Here is a 16,731-nt window from a genome sequence, read left to right as displayed (position 1 = left end):
AAGGCACGGGATATGGGGCGAAATCATCATTGGGCTGAACTCAAAATGTGGCCGGCGGCCTGCCAGCCGGTGGCAACCGCGACACCTGAGCCTGACCCCTCTTTTATGGGGTCATAGTGCGCCAGTACGCTGCCCGCCCCATAGAGGTTGGCAAGCGGCTTGCCGCCGCGCAGCACCCGCAACATCTCGTCGGTCTTGACCCCGAAGCCCATGAAGGGATGGTGGTCAAACAGTCGGCGACCGGCCCAAGTGTCGCGCTCTTTGAGGCTCAATACGTCGGCATCAAAGATGGGCTCGCGAATGCCGCGCAGGCGCGACTCCAGCCCGCGGCTGAAGAAGCTGCCGGAGGCGAGCACGAAGTTGTCCGCCTCGAACAGCTGATCATCGCCGTTCTGGGTGTGCACGCCGACGACACGGTTGCCCTCGTAGCGGGCGCCCAGCACCCGCTCGCTGGTAAGGAAGGTGCCACCAAGGGCGATAAAGCGGCGTTTGAGGGCCTCTTGCATCCGCATGCCGATGAGTGATGGCGGCATGGTGGCAACCTCCCGGATGGTGCAGCCGGTGCGCTTTTCCAGATCGCTCAGGCGCGGGCCGACCAGCCCCAGCGACAGACAGGCGGGCAGTACGATATGGCGGCAGCCGGGTTCGCCGCACTCCATCACCATGCGGCTGATCTCGCGGGCCAGATCCGCCAGCAGATGGTGCTTGTCGCACAGGCGGGCGATGTCGGCGGAGCGAAACTCGTGGGGATTGCGGCTGAACTCGGCCAGCTGGGGAATGCGAATTTCACCGGTCAGGATGCGGCAGTGAGCGAAGCGGGGGTGGGTCGCGAGATTTGCCGCCGCCAGCGCCGGGTGAAAGTCGCGAAAACCCTCCAGGGTGGCCAGCAGCAGGGTATCCGGCACGGGGGCATCGGTGACGCAGGCGCAGGTCTCGGGGGAGAGCCAGGTGGATTTCAGGGTGCCGATGGGGGTCAGGCGCTGGTGGTTCTGCTCCTGGCGAAACAGCGACAACCCCTCTTCTGCACAATGGCGCTGCAGATCGGCGAGGCTCGCCTCGATATGGGTCATCCCCACCTTGCCGTAGGGGTGATGAGGGTTGGCAGCCATGAAGGCGGGCAGGGCGGCGCGGGGATCCCCCTCGCTCTCCAGCAGATCGACCGAGCCGGAGGAAAAATGCAAGGCACTCTGGCCGGAAGCCATCAGCAGCGCCTTCTGGCCAGCCTCGGCCAGACGCAGGGCCGCCGAGAGGCCTGCCATGCCGCCGCCAATCACTATGGTGTCAAATTTCATGGGGCGTCTCCTCGTTTGTCTCTGTGGCATGGCTCTGGGGGGCGGCGTCGCTTACCAGACGGGGCGTCGTCCATTCACTCAGGCCAAACAAGCCTTCATAGATCCAGTAGGTAAATTCCGCCTCGCGCAGGGCATCTCCCCACAGCACGGGACGGGTACCCTTGTAGCGCTCCTCCAGGAACTGGCGCAGCATGACGCAGGCCTGGCGGCCATCGGCCTTGCCGTACTCCTGCATCAGGCCGGCGGCGCGATAGGCGCACAGCTCACCCTGACAGGGGCCCATGCCCAGACGGGTGCGACGGCGCAGATCCACCAGGTTGTCCACGTCGAGCTCGCGCAGGGCATACTCGATTTCGCCTGCGGTCACCATCTCGCATTCGCAGATGAGGGCGTTGGCCTTGGGATTGTCACGGAAGAAGGCGATGACCCGCTCGCCATGGCGATACTGGGCAGATCCTTCGGCCGGTGCCGAGAGGCCGGGGGCGGAGACCTTCTCCGGATCCCGCGAGCCGGGCAAGTTGAGCTCGGCGGTGCGGCACGGTTTGCTGTTGCCCAGTTTTTTCGCCAGCAGATCGGTGGCCCACTCCGCCATCAAGCGATAGGTCATCAGCTTGCCGCCGGTGATGGTGTTGAAGCCCTGCAAACCATCCCGCTCGGCGTGATCGAGCAGCACGATACCGCGGCTGATGTTGCGGCCCGACTCGTCGCCATCCACCGCCACCAGGGGGCGCACCCCGGCGTAGGCACGCAGCAAGCGGGTGCGCGCCATGATGGGGGCAAGTTTTATCCCCTCGCGCAGCAGCACTTCCACCTCTTCCGGCTCCACGGTGAGCTGATCAATCTTGTTGTAATCGATGCGGCTTGAGGTGGTGCCGATGAGAGAGATGGTATCGCCCGGCACCAGGATGTCGGCGTCCGCCGGCTTGCGGCAGCGGTTGAGCACCAGCTGGTTGATGCGGTAATCCATGATGAGCAGGGAGCCCTTGGCCGGGAACATGCGGATGCCGAGATCGGCGTACTCGCAGATCTGCTGGCCCCAGATGCCGGCGGCGTTGATCACCTCCTGACACTCCACCTCGAACGCCTCGCCAGTGCGGGTGTTGATGGCTTTGACCCCGTGCACTCTGTCTTGGGTACGCAGCAGCCCCAGCACCTTGCTGTGGGTGAAGATGCGGGCGCCGTGCTCCTTGGCGTCGAGCACGTTGGCGGCGGCGAGGCGGAAGGGGTCGACCGTGCCGTCCGGCACCTGAACAGCCCCTATCATGGCCGGGTTGGCATTGGGTTCGAGCTGCAGCGCCTCGCGGGGATCGAGCTGACGGGTCTCGATACCGGCCAGGGCGCAGGCGTCCATGAAGGTCTTTTGAAAGCCGATGTCATCTTCCGGCAGGGTCAGGAACAGGCCGCCGGTGTTTTCCACGCAGTGGCTGGCGATCCGCTTGAGGATGCGGTTCTCCTGAATGCACTCGCGGGCGGACTCCTGATCCGTCACCGCGTAGCGGGCGCCGGAGTGGAGCAGACCGTGGTTGCGGCCGGTGGTGCCGGCGGCGATATCATCCCGTTCAAGCAGGATGCAGTCGATGCCGCGCAGCGCACAATCGCGCATGATGCCGGCGCCGGTGGCGCCGCCGCCTATGATGACGACTTGTGTGGTTATTCTTTTCATTGTGCCCGTCTCATCTCTTCCAGATGAGGCCAGTGTGGCGCACTTTTGAGTGAAAATGTTTGATGTTGGCCAAGTTAATGTTCGCAAACGCTCATGGTGATGGCCATTTATGAGCATTATGTGACAATGGTCACGCTGCAAATGTATCCCGTGTGGTGATCCCATCCGGCCAGCCAGATATGAAAAAGGGGCCTTGTTGCCCCTTGTTCTGCTTGCTCATGCTGTTTGCGTTGTCAGCCGCAGCACTTCTTGAATTTCTTGCCGCTGCCACAGGGGCAAGGATCGTTGCGCCCGACCCTTGGCTGCGCCGGATCCTGCTCGCCATCGGTATAGACCCAGCGCCCCTGGTAGCGCACGAAGCGGGATCGCTCGTGCAGGCAGTGGCGCTCATCTCCTTCCAGGAACCAGGCCTTGAACTCCACCATCCCGGTTTCATCATCCGGACCTCCTTGGCTTGCGAGGATCTCGAGGCCATCCCAGCGGGTGTCGGTTTGGGAGAGCTCGGTCGCGGTCAGTCCATTCAGATAATCAGGGTGCCAGCTATGGACCAGATATTCCCCCAGACCCAGCACAAAGGCGCTGTAGCGCGAGCGCATCAGCTGCTCCGGGGTGTCGGCGGGGGCGCCATGGTGGAGCGCACCGCAGCAGACATCGAGAGAGAGGGTTGAACCGCAAGGACAATTGTTCATGAAAAAGGGGCTCCGGGGCCGGTAACACATCAATGGGGGCATTTTGCCAAAACCGGCGCCCGCCAACCACTTCCAATGGGGCCTGTCTACACTCTCAAGGTGGGAACACATCACTACAACAATATGTCGCAAGGATGATAAAGATGACGCTGAAACAGAAAATACTGCTGTTAGGGGCCGTGCCCGTTCTGTTGATGGCCCTGGTGGTCAACCTGAGCAATTACCTGCTGTCAAAAAGCGATCTGGAGAGCAGCCTGGTGGTTGCCAGAGAACGGGCGATGAATGAGCGCAAGGCCCTGCTCGACAGCTACATCATGCTGGCGAAAACCGCCATCGCCGATGTCTACGCCCAGCCCGATACCCCGGAGAATCGCGAGAAGGTAAAGTCCATACTGCGCCCGCTGCGTTATAACAGCGACGGCTACTTCTTCGTCTACGACTTTCAGGGCTCGGTGATACTCTTGCCCCCCCGTCCCGAGATGGAGGGCAAGAACCGCTGGCAGGACAAGGATGCCAAGGGCAAGCTGCTGATCCAGGAGATCGTCAAGGCGGCCCGTGAGGGAGATGGCTTCTCCGAATACTGGACCGCCAAGCCCTCCATCGGACGGGATGCGCCCAAGCTTTCCTACAATGTGGTGCTCGACAAATACCAGTGGATCATCGGCACCGGTTTTTATATCGACGATATCGATACCGAACTGGCGGCGCTGCGCACCCAGCGCGAAGAGAGCATGCACGAGTCGGTGCGAAACAGCGTCTTGCTGATCCTGCTGGTGCTGGGGGTGACCCTGGCGGTGACCGTGGTGATCGGCAACCGGGTCTCCCGGCCGCTGGTGGATGCGGTCTCGGCCCTTAACGACATCGCCGACGGGGAGGGGGATCTGACCCAGCGCCTCAAGGTGCAGAGTCAGGATGAAATCGGCCAGCTGGCCACCGCCTTCAACCGCTTCGTGACCAGGATCCAGTCGGTGGTGAGCCAGGTCGGGGAGACCAGCAATCATCTCTTCGTGGCCGTCGACAAGCTGCACCATCTGAGCGAGCAGGTGGATCACCAGATGCAGGGCCACAGCCGGGAGACGGATCAGGTAGTCACCGCCGTGACCGAGATGAGCTCGACCGCCCAGGAGGTGGCGTCCAGTGCCTCCAATGCCGCCAATGCCACCAGCGATGCGGCGCGTGAATCCGATGCTGCCCGTGGTGTGGTGGGGGGGGCCATCAACAGCATCAACCGGCTGGTCGACGAGGTGCACACCGCCTCCGATGTCATCGAACAGCTGGCTCAGGAGACCGCCAAGATTGGCACAGTGGTGGAAGTGATCCGCGGCATTGCCGAGCAGACCAACCTGCTGGCCCTCAACGCGGCCATCGAGGCGGCCCGGGCGGGAGAGCAGGGGCGCGGCTTTGCGGTGGTGGCGGACGAGGTGCGATCGCTTGCCGGCCGCACCCAGCAGAGCACCAAGGAGATCAACGAGATGCTGCAGCGGCTGCAAAGTGGCGTCAAACAGGCAGTGGAGGTGATGCAGGCGAGCGAGGACCGCAGCCAGGAGACGGTGCAGGAGGCGAGCCATATCGCGAGTTCTTTGGACAGCATGGTGTCGGCGGTCAGCACCATCAACGACATGAATATCCAGATTGCCGCGGCGGCCGAGGAGCAGCATGCGGTCTCCGAGGAGATCAACAAGAACCTGGTGGCCATTCAGCACATCGTCGGCGAACTGGCCAACGGGGCGGAGGAGTCGAACAACACGACTCGCGAACTGGCCGATACCGGTGATAAGTTGCGCAAACTGGTCTCCCAGTTCCGTTACTGACTCTCTCTGGCCCCAAACCGGCGTCAGTTCAGGGCGGCCTGCTCCCGTGCAGGCCGCAGTTTATTTGGGAATTGGCCAATAATGTGTGAAAATCAGGGCCTTTGTTTCCGTGCTTGACCCATATCCTATGAATGAGATCGTGAAAGGCAGTATCGACTTGATCCGGCAGCTCAACTACGGCCTGGTGTATGCCAGTCTGGAAGAGCACAAGGAGCTGTCGCGCACCGATCTCTCCCGCCTGACCGGCCTCTCTCCTGCCAGCATCACCAAGATCACCCGCGAGCTGCTCGACGGCGGTCTGGTGGTGCCCTGTGGCGAGAGCTCGGTGGGGCGGGGTCGACGCCAGACCCTGCTGCGCATCAACGAGCGCCGCTTCCAGTTTCTCTCCATGCGTCTCGGGCGTGGCTACGTGGACATGGCGCTGTTCGACTTCACCGGTCGCTCCCTGGCCCGCCAGCGCCACCTCTTCAGCGAGGAGGAGCGCGGCGATCTGCTGGGCAGCCTGGTGCATGCCATCAAGGCGTTTCTGCCCAAAAAGGCCCTGAGCCTGGCCTGCATTGCCCTCTGTCTGCCGGGGCAGGTGGAACGCCACTCCGGCATGGTCAAGCACTTCCCTTACTACGATCTGCACCACTGGCCGCTGGGGCCCACCCTGCAGGCGGCGTTCGGGGTGACCGTGCTGGTCAGTGGCGACGTGCGTACCTGGATCCAGGCCGAGCGGGAGTGGGGGGCGGCCAAGAACTGCTCCGATGCGGTGCTGGTGTTCGTCCACAACGACATCGGTGTCGGTATGGTGGTCAACGGCCAGCTTATCGAGAGCGAGAGTGCGCTGCTCGGGGATCTCAGCCATCTTCAGCTCGAACCCTATGGCCAGCGCTGCTACTGCGGCGGCTTTGGCTGTGCCTGCACCCTGGTGACCAACCAGGCGCTGGAGGCGCAGTACCGGGACCTGCGCGAGCGGATGCAGGAGTACGATCTGCCCGAGAGCGTCAACATTCGCGAGCTGTGCGAGCTGGCGCTGGCGGGCAACAGCCTCTGCCAGGACATACTGCACAAGGCGGCGGGCCGCCTCTCCCGGGTGCTCTCCAACCTCATCTGCCTGCTCAATCCGGGCAAGCTGCTGCTGGGCGGGGAGATCACCCGCGCCGATCGGCTGCTGTTCCCCATGCTGCACCAGTCGCTGGCCAGCCAGCTCCCCACCGACTATCTGGTGCGCCTGCAGATCGAATCCACCCACTTCTACGAAGATCCCACCAAGCCCACCTCGGTGCAGGTGCACAAGGCGCTGCGCGACGGCAGCCTCTTGCTGGAGCTGTTGCGGGGCTGAAAACGGCAGGGAGTGCTGTTCTGAGACCGCACAACTGGGTACAATCCTGCGCTTTTCGGGGGGCCTGCGCGGCCCTCAGCGTGTGACTCCATTCAGTGAAGCAAGATGACCCCTGTTCCCGATCATGCCGTCAATCGCCTGCGGGCCTGGCGCAAGAGTATTTCTACCCGACCGTTTCTCGCCCGTGGCGGCACCTTGCCCCGCTGTCCTGCCTGCCAGCTGCGCCATGACTGGTGTGCCTGCGCCTGGCGCCCCGAACTCAAAGCCGAGGCCGGCTTCTGTCTGCTGATGTATGACAGCGAGCCGATGAAGCCTTCCAACACGGGGCGTTTGATTGCCGATGTGCTGCCGGATTCCACCTGGGCCTTTCTCTGGTCCCGTACGCGGCCTCATCCGGAGCTGTTGACCTTGCTGGCGGATCCCGCCTGGCAGCCCTATGTGGTGTTCCCCGATTGCGAGAAAGATCCGGTGCGGGTGACCGGCGAGGTGGTCTTGGTACCGGGCAAGAAGCCGCTCTTCATCCTGCTCGACGGCACCTGGCCCGAGGCGCGCAAGATGTTCAACAAGAGCCCCTATCTGGACGGCTTCCCCGTGCTTGCCATCAGGCCGGATGCGCTCTCCACCTATGGCATGCGGGTGGCCAATTGCGACGAACACCTCTGCACCGCCGAGGTGGCGGCCTGCGTGCTGGAGGTGGCGGGCCAGCCCGCGGTGGGTCAGGCGCTGCAGCTCTGGTTCAACCTGTTCAGCAGTCGTTACATGGCGGGGCGGGTGAGCCGCGCCCCCGGCGAGGATGAAGCCCCCCTGCTACAGGCTCTGTCAACAATTCGGGAGAGACCGCAGGAGCCATAAGGCCACCGCAGCCAGCCATGGGGCAGGGAATATATTGATGAAAATCAGGAATGGGTTGTCTGACACTGTTTCGTTAGATTCATGGACTCACCCTCGCTAGGATAGCGTCCTGTACCCAGTATCTGGCTGATCGCCACGCCAAACGCCCTTTGTTCGGCACCGTGGCGCTTGCTCATCATCTCACGAGGTCTAAGGATGGAATTGGAACTGTTAACCCTGGTCGCCCTGTTTGGCGTGGCCCTTGTCGCCGGCTTTATCGATGCCATCGCCGGAGGCGGCGGTCTGCTGACGGTACCCGCCCTGCTGGCCACCGGCATGCCGCCGGCCCTGGTGCTTGGCACCAACAAGCTGCAGAGCAGTTTCGGTTCCTTCTCCGCCACCTGGTTCTACGCCCGTCGGGGGTTGCTGGAATGGTCCATGATCTGGCCTGCGGTGATCTGCACCTTCATCGGGGCGGCGGCGGGCACATTGGCGGTGCAGACCATAGATGCCGCTGTGTTGGAGCGGCTGCTGCCCTTCCTGCTGATGGCGTTTGCCTGCTACTTCCTCTTCTCTCCCAGGGTGAGCGATGCGGAGAGTACCCGCAGGCTCACTCCCATGGTGTTCGCCCTGCTGGTGGGGGGCGGGGTCGGTTTCTATGACGGCTTCTTCGGGCCCGGCACCGGGTCATTCTTTGCCATCGGCTTCGTGGCGCTGGCCGGTTTTGGCATGGCGCGGGCCACGGCCCACACCAAGCTGCTCAACTTCACCTCCAACATCGCCTCCCTGCTGTTCTTCGCCCTGGGGGGCAAGGTGGTATGGAGCGTCGGCTTTGCCATGGCCCTTGGCCAGTTCATCGGCGCCCGTTTCGGCTCCAAGATGGTGCTGCAAAAAGGGGTGAAGCTGATCAAGCCCCTGCTGGTCACCGTCTCCCTGCTGATGTCCGCCAAACTGGTCTGGAGCCAGTATCCCGAGCTGTTCGCCTGGGTCTATTGAATCACCCCTGACAGGGGTTGAAAGTGGGCGCGCAGCGCGCTCACCAGCTGGGCGATCCGTGCCCGCTTCAGGCTGTTTGGCCGGTAGATGAGGTGCAGGGGGCGTCCCAACCCCGGCAGGGGACGCGCCTTGTGACCCTGTTCGCCTACCAGGGTCAGCAGGCCCGCCGGCAGCAGCACCGGGCCTATGCCCGCCTTGGCCAGTTCGATCAGCGCCAGATAGGAGTCGAGCTCCATAACAGGTGCCAGCCCGAGTTCAGCCAGCGGTTCGCGCAGATAGCTGTTGGAGGGATTCTCCAGATCCATGGTCAGGATCTTGCGCATGGCTCCCGCTTCTCCTTTTCCCTGATCCGGCGTTGACGCCGCTTGCTGATCGTCACCCACCAGATAGAAGGGCTCCTCCAGCAGCAGCTCGGCCCCCAGCCCGTGGCCGGGAGGCAGTCGGCCAGCGCAGATGCCAAGCAGGGCGTCGCCGCTGCGCACCCGCGCCAGGATCACCGGGGTGTGGTGGGTGGAGAGGGCGAGATGGGGATCGCGGCGCAGGTAGTCGTGCATGAAGCGGGTCAGGTAGCCCGCCAGCAGGGTCTCGGAGCAGGCGATGGGCAGCGGGGTCTGATCCGTCAGGGGTTGGTTGTCCGCCAGCACCCCCTTGATCTCCGCCAGACTCGGCGCCACCCGGGCGAGCAGTTCCAGCGCCTGCGGGGTGAGGCGAGTCTGGCGCCCGTCCGGCTCGATGAGCTTCTTGCCAAGGCGTTGCTCGAGCTGGGCGATCCGCTTGCTCACCGCCGACTGGCTGATGTAGAGCCGGCTGGCCGCCTTGGCCATGGTGCCCTCGCTTGCCAGCAGGCAGAGCGTCTCCAGCCCTTCCAGTAACATATCGCCTCCCGTCATCTCCGTTGGAAGGCGTTACCTTAGGGGCAGGCGGGGTCGGGATCAAGCACCCTTCACCGCCCTGGCCGGGCGCAGGCGCCATTCCCGCAGGGGCGGGGCGAAGATCACCAGGTTGCCGATGAGGCTCACCACCACGCCCACCACTGAGACCGTCTGCCAGACGAAGCCCTCGTAGAAGGTCGAGAGGGTGAGGGCCACCAGAGGAAACAGCACGGTGGCGTAGGCCGCCTTGCTGGCGCCAATTCTGCCCACCAGGGTGAGATAAGCAGTGAAGGCGATGACTGAACCGAACAGGGCGAGATATACCATGGCGGCCAGATAGTGGCCATCGGTCGGGATCACCAACGACTGGCCGAGCAGGGTGACCCAGCCCAGCAGCAGTACCACCCCGTACACCATGCCCCAGGGCACCAGCTGCAGCACGTGATAGCCTTGGCGTTGGCCCCGGGCCGACACCAGGTTGCCCAGCGAGAAGCAGAGGGTACCGCCAGAGGCCAGCAGGAGCCCCTTCCAACCGTTTGCACCCAGTTGCGCATCCGCCAGCACGGGCCAGAACAGCAGTAAGGTGCCAAGCAGACCCAGCAGCGACCCCTGCAGCCAGCGCAGGCCCGGCCGCTTGCCCTCGAACAGCCAGAGATTGATCCCGTTGAAGATGCTGGCGCTGGCGAAGATCACCGCCGACAGGCCGCTCGGGATGTAGAGAGTGGCGTGGTAGAAGCAGAGAAAATTGGTGGAGAACAGCAGAGCGCCGAGCAGGGCCGCGTAACGCTGGCCGTGCCAGGGCAGACGCGGGAAGCGGCCGCTGGCGGTTAGCAGGACAAACAGGGCCAGCGCCGCCAGCATGAAGCGATAGAGCACCGACACCTCGATGGGGATGGGGCCGAGCTGCCAGGCGATGGCAATCCAGGTGCTGCCCCAGATAAGGACGGTGGCAAGGTAGAGCATCAGATTCATGGGGGATCCCGCTGTCAGAAGAAGTGAAGATCAGCATGACGGCCGCTCGAGGGAGCTGGCTTGCATCATCTTGCGGTTTTTCATCGCCCCTGGCTGTCATCCCGGGGCGCTGTCGGTAAGATGGATGGCATGCGCACCGGCGCTGTGGGCTAACGAGGGTAACGGGAAGAGATGAAGAGGGCAGGGGTATTCGATGCATTGGTGAGCACTGGCGCCCGGCTGGAGGATGCCTGCTGGTTGGAGCCCGGCCTTGGCGTCGCCAGTTGGCGCAACTGCTACGATCAGACCCGCTACCACAAGCCGGGGCACCACACGGTGAGCGTCTATCTGCAGGGGGGTGAGCAGACCGAGCGGCTCGACGGGCCGGGCGGCCACGGCGGCACCGGCAAGGTGTGCATCATGCCGGATCACCACAGATCCGAGTGGCTGGTGCGCGAGGAGTTTCGCTTCTTCCACCTCTACTTCACCCCGGCCCACCTCACCCGCATTGCCGAAGAGGTATGTGACAAGGAGGGCCGTCATCTGCAGCTGGTGGACAAGACCTTCATCGACGATCCCCTGGCAGCGGCCCTGGTCCAGACCCAGCTGATGAAGCTGGAGTGGCAGCATGGCATCGACAAGATGGCCCTTTCCCACGGCGCCTGGATGCTGATGCTGCACGCCTACCGCCACCATACCCTGGAGGCGCCGGGCCTGCCGCCCCTGCGCGGGGGGTTGGCCCCGGCGGTGATCCGGCGGGTGCAGGAGTATCTGCTGGCCCATCTGGCCGAGCCGGTGACCCTGGCCGAGCTGGCGCAAGAGGCGGGGCTCAGCGAATACCATTTTGCCCGCATGTTTGCCCAGAGCCTGGGTTGTCCTCCCCATCGCTATCTGCTGGAGCTTAGGCTCAAGCGGGCCAAGCAGCTGCTGGCAGGGAACGAGCCCCTGGCCAGCATCGCCATCCAGTGCGGTTTCTCCTCCCAGGGCCACTTTGGCAACCGCTTTCGGGAGGCCTTTGGCCTCTCCCCCGGCCAGTGGCGGGCCCAGTTGTCATCCGTCTGTCACAGACATGCGTGAGACTCGGGGTCAGGAGAGGGGCGTTCCCTCTTCATGTTGACAGGAGTCGCCATGAATCATCGCAAACGCCAGATCCGTACCCGTCATCTGTGGTTCAATCACTGGAATGCCCCAGAGGGGCGTATCGCCGCGCCCACCCCGCCCGAACCTGCAGTGCCTCACAGTTCCCGTTGAAAATCCCGACTCGCCGATAGGTTTTTTGCGGCAACTTTGCCACTATTGCCCCATCAGGATGAAGTGGACATGGCTGCATGTTTCTGGAACGTATTGAAGTCAAAGGATTTCGTGGCATAAATCGGCTCTCGCTCGGGCTGGATCACACCACGGTACTGATCGGCGAAAACACCTGGGGCAAATCGAGCCTGCTGCGGGCACTCTGGTGCCTGCTGGGGCAGGATGCCGAGCCCTACCAATTCACCGCCGAGGATTTTCACCAGCCGGAAGATCCCGAGCTCGAACCGGCCCGTCATCTGCAACTGGTGCTCACCTTCAGTGAGCACAGACCCCAGATGTGTCTGCATTCGCGCCGCCTGGCACGGTTGTGCCCCGCCTGGGTGCTGCACAAGGACAAGTTCAACCGCATCCACTATCGTGCCAGCGCCGAGCTGCTGGATGACGGCGCCGTGGTGACCACCCACGATTTTCTCGACGGCATCGGCAAGAGCTTGCCCATCGACAATAGCCGGGAGCTTATCTGCCTGCTCATCACCATGAACCCGGTGTTTCGTCTGCGTGATGCCCGCAGCGCCCGCCACGGGGTGGAGACGCTGCAGTGGGGGGATCTGTCGGAGAACCGCCTGAGTCATCTGGCCGACAAGCTGATCGACGAGCCCCAGCGCATTGGCGAGCCCGAGCTCAAAGAGGCGTTGCAGGCGGTGCGCCAGTTGATGGATCACTACTTCAACGCCCTGGCCCCCATCAAGAAGAACAAGCCGCGCAGTCAGCGGGACATCATCAATCGCCCCATGACCCTGCGCAACCCGGGCAATTTGCACACCCTGCTGCGCCATGCCGACAACCGGGCGTTGCAACTGGCCATGGCGGGCATGGCGGCCACCCTGCTGCAGGCGCGTGGCAACCGCGAGCTGGAGGAGGGCGCGCGCCCCATCATGATCCTGGAAGACCCCGAGAGTCGCCTGCACCCCACCATGCTGGCGCTGGCCTGGGGCCTGCTGGAGCAGCTGCCGGGCCAGAAACTGCTCACCACCAACTCGGGGGATCTGCTCTCCTCCCTGCCGCTCAACCAGGTGCGGCGGCTGGTGCGCCGGCAGCAGGACATCGTCTGCCACCAGATTGGCGGCGAGCGCTACAGCAGCGACGATCTGCGCAAGATTGCCTTCCACGTACGGATCAACCGCCCCATGTCGCTGTTTGCCCGCTGCTGGCTGCTGGTGGAGGGGGAAACCGAGATCTGGCTGCTCTCGGAACTGGCCCAGATCTGCGGCTACAGCCTGCGGGCGGAAGGAGTGCGGATCATCGAGTTTGCCCAGTGCGGCCAGTCACCGCTCATCAAGGTGGCCCGCGACTTTGGCATCGAGTGGCATCTGCTCACCGACGGCGACGAGGCGGGGGTCAAGTATGCCACCTCGGCCCGCTCGCTGCTCAAGGGGGAACGGGAGCGGGATCGCCTGACCCAGCTGCCGGCGGCGGACATAGAGCACTACCTCTATCACAACGGCTTTGAGGGGGTGTTTCGCCGCGAAGCCGGGGTGGGCGGGCGTACCATGCTGAGTGCCAGCCACATCATCAGCAAGGCGATCCACAAGCGTAGCAAGCCGGGCATGGCGCTGGCGGTGGTGGAGGAGGCAGAGCGGCTCGGTGCCGATCACATACCGCCAGTGCTGCGCCAGATGTTTTCCCGGGTGGTGGCGCTGGCTCGCGGCCAGGGTTAAGGCCGTACACCTCCCAAGTCGGTTGCCGCGCATCCGGAACATGCACAGAGATTGGGGATAGGGGCGGGTTTGGGTATACTCGCCCCCTCTCTGGCGCCGTGAGGGCGCCCGTTGCAACTCTCTGCTGGAGGCATCATGTTCGTCCAACTCCCTTTTTGGCTCTTTCCCCTGACCGGCCTGATGGCGCTGGGGGCGCTGATCGCCCTCGGCATCGTGCTGTGGCGCGGTGATATCTGTCCGGGCCAGCGCTCCAGGATCAGCCAGCAACTCTTCTCCATCTGGGTGATCACCGGCCTCTCCCTGATGCTGGCCGTCGAGGCCAATGCCGCCAGCTGGCTCATCTGGTGTGGCGGCGCGAGCCTGGTGCTGGGGATCTGCCTGTCGCTGGCCCAGTCGCGGCTGGAGGGCAAGCGCTCCGTTCCGTCCACTCTGTTATGGCTGCCGGCGCTGCCGTTGGCCCTCTATGGCGTGGGACTGCTGCAGATCCAGGGCTGGATCAGCGGCCTGATGCAAATGTGCATGCTGGGGGCGGCCTTTGCCCACCTGATGCTGCTGCGGGCCCGCCATCGTCTGCAGGCGTTCAACACCCTGCTGCCGCTGGCGGGTCTGGTGGGGGCTTTCATCAGCCTGATCTGGTTGGCGGTGCTGGTGGGCTGGCAGGGCAGTGCCGCCAACCTGGATGATCTCATCCCGGCGGTGGTGACCCAGGCGGTGTTGCTGGTGGCCTCCCTGTTGCTCTGGTTCAGCCCTATCTACCAGCGCAAGGAGACGGCTCCCGTCGTCGTCTCGACCTCCCTGTGCGGGCTTATCATCGCCCAGATCGCCGCCACCAGCGTGCTGCATCAACTGGTCTGACGCGACCGCTACTCTGGCGTAACAAGGGCCAAAAAAAGCCCCCCGAGCCTGGCTCGGGGGGCTTTTTCGTTGCTGGCCGTCCTCATCAATCAATAGAAGTCATCGGCCCCGCAGATAAAGAGGCAACTGCTGCGAGGCTGGGCCAGATATTCCCGGGTCAGTCCCTGCAGCGGCATGCCGAAGGTGCAGATGTCCTGGGGCGAGGGCAGGGCGGTATCCAGGATCCGGCGCCAGTAGCCGCCGACCCCCTTGGGGGGGCTTGGCAGGTTGAAGGTGAGCGGTTCCCAGTAGGCGTTGAACAGTACATAGAGGGCCAGCCGGGTTTCGCTTGAGAGGGCCGACATGGCGATGGCGTGGGAGTGGGAGCCGAAATCCGGCTGCATGGCGTTGACCCCGTGCCAGCAGATCTCGCTGTGGCGCAGGATCTCGGTGAGCGAGAGCGGCATGCTCTCCTGCTCCGGGCGCTGGAACAGGTGTTTGCGATACTGGATCAGCTCCTTCATGAAGCGGAACATCTCCTGACCGCTGGTGGTGGGTTGCCAGGGCATCCAGCAGGTGTCGTTGTCCTGGCAGTAGCCGTTGTTGTTGCCCTGCTGGCTGCGCAGCACCTCGTCCCCCATCAGGATCATGGGGGAGCCGACCGAGAGCAGGGTGGCCACCATCATGTTCTTGGCCTGGCGTACGCGCAAGCCCTTGATCTGGGGATCGTCCGTGGCCCCTTCGTGGCCGTGGTTCCAGCTGAAGTTATGGTCACAACCGTCGCGGTTCTGCTCGCCATTGGCCTCGTTGTGCTTGCCGTTGTAGCTGGTCCAGTCCCAGAGGGTAAAGCCGTCGTGGCAGGTGACGAAGTTGATGCTCTTCTCGGGATCGGCATGGTGGTAGTGGTAGATGTCCGGGCTGCCGCACAGCCGCTCGACAAAGGCGGTGACGCTGTTCTCGTCACCGCGCAGGAAGCTGCGTACATCGTCCCTAAACTGGCCGTTCCACTCACGCCAGCGGGCGCCAGCCAGGGAGCCCACCTGATAGAGGCCCCCTGCATCCCAGGCCTCGGCGATGAGCTTGATGTCGGCGATGTTGGGATCCGTGTCTATGGTGCGCAGGGTAGGGGCGTTGGCCTGGGGCTGGCCAGACTCGTCACGGGACAAAATGGCCGCCAGATCGAAGCGAAAGCCGTCGACGTGCATCTCCTGGCGCCAGAAGTGGAGGCTGTCCATGATCATGCGCAGCACCACCGGGTGGGCGCCATTGAAGGTGTTGCCGCAGCCGGAGTAGTTGGTGTCCCTGTGCTGGTTGTCGAGGATGTAGTAGACCTCGTTGTCGATGCCGCGAAAGGAGAAGGTCGGGCCATCCTCGCCCCCCTCGGCGGTGTGGTTGTAGACCACATCCAGGATCACCTCGATATTGGCCCTGTGCAGCGCCTTGACCATGTCGCGAAACTCGGTGAGGGGATCATCGCCGCAGGCGTATTGGGCGTGGGGGGCAAAAAACGACATGGGACTGTAGCCCCAGTAGTTGGAGAGTCCCTCGGGGGCATCCTGGGGATCGAACTGGAACACTGGCAGCAGCTCGACGGCGGTGACGCCGAGAGATTGCAGATAGGGGATCTTCTCAATCAAGCCCAGATAGGTGCCGCGCAGGGCAGGGTCGACGCCGGAGTGCGGCGATCTGGTGAATCCTCCCAGGTGCAACTCGTAGATGACCGAACGGGAGAGAGAGTGGGCCGGCAGCTTGTCATCTTCCCAGTCGTAGTCGTGGGTATCCACCACCCGGTTCTTGGCGCAGCAGGCCAGATTGCTGCCGGGGCGGGCGGCGGCCCGGCGATCATAATGGGGCTCCAGCTCGATGCTGCGGCCGTAAGGATCCAGCAACACTTTTTCGCTGTCAAAGCGGGTGCCGCAGTAGGGACGCCAGGGCCCCTGGATGCGGTAGGCGTAACGCTGGCCGATCGCAATGCCCTCTATATGGATGTGCCAGTAGTAGGCGGTGCGGTTGAGTCGGGGTGAGAGGGGGATCACCTCCGGGGTGCTGTCTTCGGGGCTGGCAAAGAGCAGCAGTTCAACCCGGCTGGCCAGCCGGGCCCAGATGGCGAAATTGACGCCGTGCTGGTCGGGGGTGGCCCCCAACTGACGGCAATGGCCGGCGGAAATACGCATAAGATACCTACCCAAGGTGGCAAAACCGATCCCTGCTTAGTGTAGTGCCTGCCTCTGGCTCGGACTCGTTTGCCTGAAAAAACAGCAAGATGCCGTGAAAGCCCACACCTTTTGTCCAATTAATCCCCTAATAAACTTTTTTTGATAGATTTACTTGCAATCTGTGCGTTGGCGCATATTATTGGCCACCTCGGACGCGGGGTGGAGCAGCTCGGTAGCTCGTCGGGCTCATAACCCGAAGGTCGTCGGTTCAAATCCGGCCCCCGCAACCAACTTTTTCGTCGGTGTGTCGCCTGTTCAGGCAGAGATGCAGACAAACGCC

At 63.4% G+C, this 16,731-nt stretch carries 14 protein-coding genes and 1 tRNA gene; 9 read left to right on the top strand and 6 right to left on the bottom strand.

Translation table 11 applies throughout. The features are described 5' to 3' along the window. Window positions 1-26: 26 nt before the first annotated feature. The 3 genes from glpB to BN1123_RS18340 form a co-directional block, all read right to left on the bottom strand. Entirely contained in the window at window positions 27-1,292 is a 1,266-nt protein-coding gene (glpB, locus tag BN1123_RS18350; RefSeq protein WP_042028858.1) for a glycerol-3-phosphate dehydrogenase subunit GlpB, read from the bottom strand. Beyond that, window positions 1,282-2,955 carry an anaerobic glycerol-3-phosphate dehydrogenase subunit A gene (gene glpA, locus BN1123_RS18345; protein ID WP_042028857.1) on the bottom strand — a complete coding sequence of 558 codons (1,674 nt, stop codon included), beginning with the start codon at window positions 2,953-2,955 and terminating at the stop codon, window positions 1,282-1,284. The genes glpB and glpA overlap by 11 nt, the downstream gene beginning before the upstream one ends. Before the next feature lie 233 nt (window positions 2,956-3,188). Beyond that, window positions 3,189-3,644 carry a YchJ family protein gene (locus tag BN1123_RS18340; RefSeq protein WP_082037572.1) on the bottom strand — a complete coding sequence of 152 codons (456 nt, stop codon included), beginning with the start codon at window positions 3,642-3,644 and terminating at the stop codon, window positions 3,189-3,191. Window positions 3,645-3,787: 143 nt separating this feature from the next. Here BN1123_RS18340 and BN1123_RS18335 point away from each other — a divergent pair, with 143 nt between their 5' ends. From BN1123_RS18335 to BN1123_RS18320, 4 genes are all read left to right on the top strand, one after another. After that, window positions 3,788-5,455, top strand: coding sequence for a methyl-accepting chemotaxis protein (locus tag BN1123_RS18335; RefSeq protein ID WP_042028852.1), 1,668 nt, complete (start codon window positions 3,788-3,790; stop codon window positions 5,453-5,455). A 127-nt stretch (window positions 5,456-5,582) separates the two neighbouring features. Next, window positions 5,583-6,782 carry an ROK family transcriptional regulator gene (locus tag BN1123_RS18330; protein WP_042028849.1) on the top strand — a complete coding sequence of 400 codons (1,200 nt, stop codon included), beginning with the start codon at window positions 5,583-5,585 and terminating at the stop codon, window positions 6,780-6,782. Window positions 6,783-6,887: 105 nt separating this feature from the next. Then, a complete protein-coding gene (locus tag BN1123_RS18325; protein WP_042028848.1) occupies window positions 6,888-7,634 on the top strand; it encodes a tRNA-uridine aminocarboxypropyltransferase in 747 nt (248 codons plus the stop codon). 195 nt (window positions 7,635-7,829) lie between these two features. Beyond that, window positions 7,830-8,609: a TSUP family transporter gene (locus BN1123_RS18320; protein ID WP_042028846.1), complete on the top strand. Its 780-nt coding sequence runs from the start codon at window positions 7,830-7,832 to the stop codon at window positions 8,607-8,609. Here BN1123_RS18320 and BN1123_RS18315 read toward each other — a convergent pair. Together BN1123_RS18315 and BN1123_RS18310 are read right to left on the bottom strand one after the other, a co-directional pair. Then, window positions 8,603-9,484 (bottom strand): LysR family transcriptional regulator, encoded by an 882-nt coding sequence (locus tag BN1123_RS18315; protein ID WP_042028844.1) that lies wholly within the window; start codon window positions 9,482-9,484, stop codon window positions 8,603-8,605. The genes BN1123_RS18320 and BN1123_RS18315 overlap by 7 nt on opposite strands. A 57-nt stretch (window positions 9,485-9,541) precedes the next feature. Then, a complete protein-coding gene (locus tag BN1123_RS18310) occupies window positions 9,542-10,453 on the bottom strand; it encodes a DMT family transporter (protein WP_042028843.1) in 912 nt (303 codons plus the stop codon). 171 nt (window positions 10,454-10,624) lie between these two features. Between BN1123_RS18310 and BN1123_RS18305 the strand changes: the two genes are divergently transcribed. From BN1123_RS18305 to BN1123_RS18295, 4 genes are all read left to right on the top strand, one after another. Next, the gene (locus tag BN1123_RS18305; protein WP_042028841.1) at window positions 10,625-11,509 is read left to right on the top strand and encodes a helix-turn-helix domain-containing protein; all 885 of its coding nucleotides are present in this window, start codon (window positions 10,625-10,627) and stop codon (window positions 11,507-11,509) included. Window positions 11,510-11,560: 51 nt separating this feature from the next. Next, the gene (locus tag BN1123_RS21920; RefSeq protein ID WP_268746130.1) at window positions 11,561-11,683 is read left to right on the top strand and encodes a hypothetical protein; all 123 of its coding nucleotides are present in this window, start codon (window positions 11,561-11,563) and stop codon (window positions 11,681-11,683) included. A 77-nt stretch (window positions 11,684-11,760) separates the two neighbouring features. After that, a complete protein-coding gene (locus tag BN1123_RS18300; RefSeq protein ID WP_042028839.1) occupies window positions 11,761-13,401 on the top strand; it encodes an ATP-dependent endonuclease in 1,641 nt (546 codons plus the stop codon). 135 nt (window positions 13,402-13,536) lie between these two features. Next, window positions 13,537-14,256, top strand: coding sequence for a hypothetical protein (locus BN1123_RS18295; RefSeq protein ID WP_042028837.1), 720 nt, complete (start codon window positions 13,537-13,539; stop codon window positions 14,254-14,256). 89 nt (window positions 14,257-14,345) lie between these two features. Here BN1123_RS18295 and glgX read toward each other — a convergent pair whose 3' ends face one another. After that, window positions 14,346-16,409, bottom strand: coding sequence for a glycogen debranching protein GlgX (gene glgX, locus BN1123_RS18290; protein ID WP_042028835.1), 2,064 nt, complete (start codon window positions 16,407-16,409; stop codon window positions 14,346-14,348). Between the two features lie 195 nt (window positions 16,410-16,604). Here glgX and BN1123_RS18285 point away from each other — a divergent pair. Continuing rightward, window positions 16,605-16,681: transfer RNA gene (locus BN1123_RS18285), tRNA-Met, on the top strand. Window positions 16,682-16,731 lie beyond the last annotated feature (50 nt).

Source organism: Aeromonas enteropelogenes, from assembly GCF_000819845.1.
Lineage (GTDB): Bacteria > Pseudomonadota > Gammaproteobacteria > Enterobacterales > Aeromonadaceae > Aeromonas > Aeromonas enteropelogenes.
Note: the sequence above shows the minus strand (reverse complement) of the source record. Positions and strands in the feature narration are given on the sequence as shown.

Bases quoted from the DNA above. Each gene is read 5' to 3' on its own strand.
- BN1123_RS18340 (WP_082037572.1), bottom strand. From the start codon at position 3,644: ATGAACAATTGTCCTTGCGGTTCAACCCTCTCTCTCGATGTCTGCTGC.
- BN1123_RS18320 (WP_042028846.1), top strand. From the start codon at position 7,830: ATGGAATTGGAACTGTTAACCCTGGTCGCCCTGTTTGGCGTGGCCCTT.
- BN1123_RS18315 (WP_042028844.1), bottom strand. From the start codon at position 9,484: ATGTTACTGGAAGGGCTGGAGACGCTCTGCCTGCTGGCAAGCGAGGGC.
- glgX (WP_042028835.1), bottom strand. From the start codon at position 16,409: ATGCGTATTTCCGCCGGCCATTGCCGTCAGTTGGGGGCCACCCCCGAC.
- BN1123_RS18295 (WP_042028837.1), top strand. From the start codon at position 13,537: ATGTTCGTCCAACTCCCTTTTTGGCTCTTTCCCCTGACCGGCCTGATG.
- BN1123_RS18310 (WP_042028843.1), bottom strand. From the start codon at position 10,453: ATGAATCTGATGCTCTACCTTGCCACCGTCCTTATCTGGGGCAGCACC.
- glpA (WP_042028857.1), bottom strand. From the start codon at position 2,955: ATGAAAAGAATAACCACACAAGTCGTCATCATAGGCGGCGGCGCCACC.
- BN1123_RS18300 (WP_042028839.1), top strand. From the start codon at position 11,761: ATGTTTCTGGAACGTATTGAAGTCAAAGGATTTCGTGGCATAAATCGG.
- BN1123_RS21920 (WP_268746130.1), top strand. From the start codon at position 11,561: ATGAATCATCGCAAACGCCAGATCCGTACCCGTCATCTGTGGTTCAAT.
- BN1123_RS18325 (WP_042028848.1), top strand. From the start codon at position 6,888: ATGACCCCTGTTCCCGATCATGCCGTCAATCGCCTGCGGGCCTGGCGC.
- BN1123_RS18330 (WP_042028849.1), top strand. From the start codon at position 5,583: ATGAATGAGATCGTGAAAGGCAGTATCGACTTGATCCGGCAGCTCAAC.
- BN1123_RS18335 (WP_042028852.1), top strand. From the start codon at position 3,788: ATGACGCTGAAACAGAAAATACTGCTGTTAGGGGCCGTGCCCGTTCTG.
- glpB (WP_042028858.1), bottom strand. From the start codon at position 1,292: ATGAAATTTGACACCATAGTGATTGGCGGCGGCATGGCAGGCCTCTCG.
- BN1123_RS18305 (WP_042028841.1), top strand. From the start codon at position 10,625: ATGAAGAGGGCAGGGGTATTCGATGCATTGGTGAGCACTGGCGCCCGG.